The sequence below is a fragment of the Mesorhizobium sp. P3_A9 genome (assembly GCF_056402975.1).
In genome coordinates this window covers 1-3,286 of record NZ_JBFUGJ010000506.1, presented here as the reverse complement: position 1 = coordinate 3,286, position 3,286 = coordinate 1, and the positions used below count along the sequence as shown (strand labels likewise).

3 protein-coding genes are annotated in these 3,286 nt (G+C 58.2%); 1 reads left to right on the top strand and 2 read right to left on the bottom strand.

Annotated features, from left to right (window positions below):
* The coding region (locus AC1DX0_RS33445) for a hypothetical protein (protein WP_477358641.1) at positions 1 to 464 on the top strand (464 nt) is incomplete at its 5' end.
* A 1-nt stretch (position 465) separates the two neighbouring features.
* Here AC1DX0_RS33445 and galE read toward each other — a convergent pair.
* Positions 466 to 1,497 (bottom strand): UDP-glucose 4-epimerase GalE, encoded by a 1,032-nt coding sequence (galE, locus tag AC1DX0_RS33440; protein WP_477219366.1) that lies wholly within the window; start codon positions 1,495 to 1,497, stop codon positions 466 to 468.
* Positions 1,494 to 2,534 (bottom strand): UDP-glucuronic acid decarboxylase family protein, encoded by a 1,041-nt coding sequence (locus tag AC1DX0_RS33435; protein ID WP_477358640.1) that lies wholly within the window; start codon positions 2,532 to 2,534, stop codon positions 1,494 to 1,496. Before AC1DX0_RS33435 ends, galE begins: the two co-directional genes overlap by 4 nt.
* Between the last annotated feature and the right edge of the window lie 752 nt (positions 2,535 to 3,286).

The window sequence follows — 3,286 nt, the reverse complement described above, 5'->3', positions numbered from 1 at the left end:
CAATACGCCCTTGGCTTATACTTGATAACAAGGGACACATGATGAACAAATCCGCAATGGGCGCATTTCGCCCAAGCAAAAATATAGCATCTATTGTTGCGGTTGTGGCGATGATCTCTGCGATTGCAGGCTGTCAGGGTATGGATGCGACCGAAACCAATTCGGTCTTCATCAAGCCTGTGGTCCACCCGGTCCGCAGCAAACCGGCGGTCCTGCCGGTTTACGCCATGTCCACGGTTCATTCGCTTAGAGCCGAGCCTCAGATTCTGATGACGAGCGCGATACAGACGACTGAAAGTGATTATGCTTTTGCATCATCACCGCCGATCAAGGTTCGCACGCCGGGGCCCGTGAAGATCGCTTTCAATCCTGGCGATGATGGTCCGTTGCTGGGCGGTTCGCCTTATATTTGCAGTCCCAGCGGATTTGGCCAACGCGCAAGTTGCCACCCTCGCTATCTCTGATCTAGCCAGCCGCGACGGATGCTGCCGCCTCGCTTGGCGGCAGTTTCGCCGATTTTGTCTGTAGCCCGAAGAATGGCGCCGCCGTCCTGACGATCGTGTCGATGTCGGAAAGCTGCGGCACAAAGCCAAGCTGCGTACGCGCCTTGCCCGGATCGGCATAGAGCTCGGCCGGATCTCCGGGGCGCCGGGCTCTGAAGACGGCCGGAACCGGTCTAGAGGTTATCCGGCTGACCGCCTGTACGATCTCCTTGATGGATACGCCTCGCCCGGTGCCAAGGTTGACCGCCAGGCTTTGTCCGCCGCCCTCGAGGTGTTGGAGCGCTTTCAGGTGGGCGCGGGCCAAGTCGCTGACATGGATATAGTCGCGCACGCAGGTGCCGTCCGGCGTATCATAGTCCGTGCCGAAGACCTCGATTTCGTCGATGATGCCAGACGCAGCCATCAGCACCCTGGGAACCAGATGCGTTTCCGGTGAATGCCATTCGCCGAGTTCGCCGTCTGGATCGGCACCGCAAGCATTGAAATAGCGCAGGATTGCGAATTTCATCCCGTATGCCGACGCATAGTCGCCAATGATCTGTTCGCCCATCAGCTTGGTGCGCCCGTAAGGGCTGATCGGGTTTTGCGAGGAGGTCTCGCGAACGGGCAACGCTTCCGGCACGCCGTAGGTTGCGCAGCTGCTGGAGAAGATGATGTTTTCAATGGCATGTGCACGCGCCGCATCGAGCACGGCGATGGTGCCGGCCACATTGGTCGAATAATAGTCGGCCGGCTCGTGAACGGATTCTCCGACATAGGCCAGCGCCGCGAAGTGGATGACCGCCGTCGGACTGTATGTCCCGATCGCCGCCCGCAGCGCATCCCCGTCGCGGATATCGCCGACGACAAGCGGACCCCAGGCGACGGATTTCCGGTTGCCGCGGCACAGATTGTCAAAAGCCACGGGCAGATAGCCGGCGGCGGCGAGCTGCTTGCAGGTGTGACTGCCGATGAAGCCCGCTCCGCCTGTTACCAGGATCGCCGGTCGGCTCATGAAGCCGCGGCCCCTGTGATCATCCGGCTGCCATAGAGCAGGGTGTCGAAATAGTCGACGGTGTGCGCGAGCCCCTGGGCTAGGTTGATCTTCGGCTCCCAGCCGAGATTGTCCCTGGCGAAGGAAATATCCGGTTTGCGCTGCCTGGGGTCGTCGACGGGCAGCGGCCGATGCACGATCTTCGATCGGGAGTTGGTGTAGCCGACGACCAGCGTCGCGAGCTCCATGATGGTGAATTCGCCGGGGTTGCCGAGATTGACCGGATGGGCAGGCGCACGCGGCRCATTCATCAGCCGSATGAAGCCTTCGATCAGGTCGTCGGCATAACAGAAGGAGCGGGTCTGCAGGCCGCTGCCATAGACGGTCAGGTCTTCGCCGCGCAAAGCCTGGACGATGAAGTTCGAGACCACACGCCCGTCATCGGGTTGCATGCGGCGACCATAGGTGTTGAAGATACGGGCAACGCGGATGTCGAGCCCGTATGTCCGCGAATAGTCGAAGAACAGGGTTTCCGCCGAACGCTTGCCTTCATCATAGCAGGACCGCGGTCCATGCGTGTTGACGTTGCCGAAATAGCTCTCGGGCTGCGGGTGCACGATCGGGTCGCCATAGACCTCCGAAGTCGAGGCCTGGAATATCTTGGCGTTGTTCCGGCGCGCGAGCTCCAGAAGGTTCAGCGAACCGAGCACGCTCGTCTTGAACGTATGGATCGGRTCYGCCTGRTARTGCGGCGGRGAGGCMGGGCAGGCGAGATTRTAGATCTCGTCGCACTCAAGGCCGACAGGCAGCGGGTCGACGATGTCGTGCTCGATGCAGGTGAACCTGGGATTACGCAGAAGGGCATTGAGATTGTATTTTTTTCCGGTGTGGAAATTGTCTAGAGCGACGACGTCATACCCATCCCGCAACAGCCGTTCGCACAGATGCGACCCCAGGAAGCCCGCGCCTCCGGCAACCAGGGCGCGACGTCGCTTTTGCTGGGGCTCCCTTTGATCGCTTCCGGAGCCCAGTTTCAGAACCTTGATGACCTTGCTCATGCTTTCCCCTTACGCAACGCGCACGCTACCGCCGAGCCGGGACAAACAGTCCGGCCACGCCTTCAGAACGTGACAAACCCTCCGCATCAGCGGATTCGCCAACATGATGTGCGTTAATTGTTCTCTGGGTTCGCCGGGCTGGTGCACACGGCTTTTACGTGCCGCTGCTCACACCCGTATATGCACCCAAAATCGCGATCACCCGCTCGGTGCCATCATCGTCGATTGCTCGCCCAAATTGCACATCCCAACGCATTGAAAATATACCTGTGGAGAACATAGTCAACTAAATTAGCTTCTCGTTAACTACAACAATTTCCGAATGGTTAACCGTTGGCGGGTTCGTGACGGCAACGCGAGTCGTGAATTCCGAAGAAAGATAATCTTTTTAGATCAATAAGTTGGACCTAGAGATGAAACATGCCGTCGGCATAACGAGGTGTCTGACCGCACTATTCGGGCCTGACAACCCAGCGAGGCTGCGGTCACCACTCCTGCGCATCTCGGCCCGTGTCTCAAGCAGTATATCTAAATGAAAGCCAGATTGGGTGACCCCCAACGGGCGTCAAACCTTCTGAGCGCAATGAGCTTGTTGGCCAAAGCCACTCGGGCTGCAAACGTAAACGTCAGGACGTTTATGCAAAAACTCCGCATCGCAACCAGTTATAAGGGAAAGAGAGCTACAAACCAAAAATAGAACGGAAAATCGCTTGATGAGAGCGAGTTTAAATTTCGGTCTTGTTCCGTTGCAC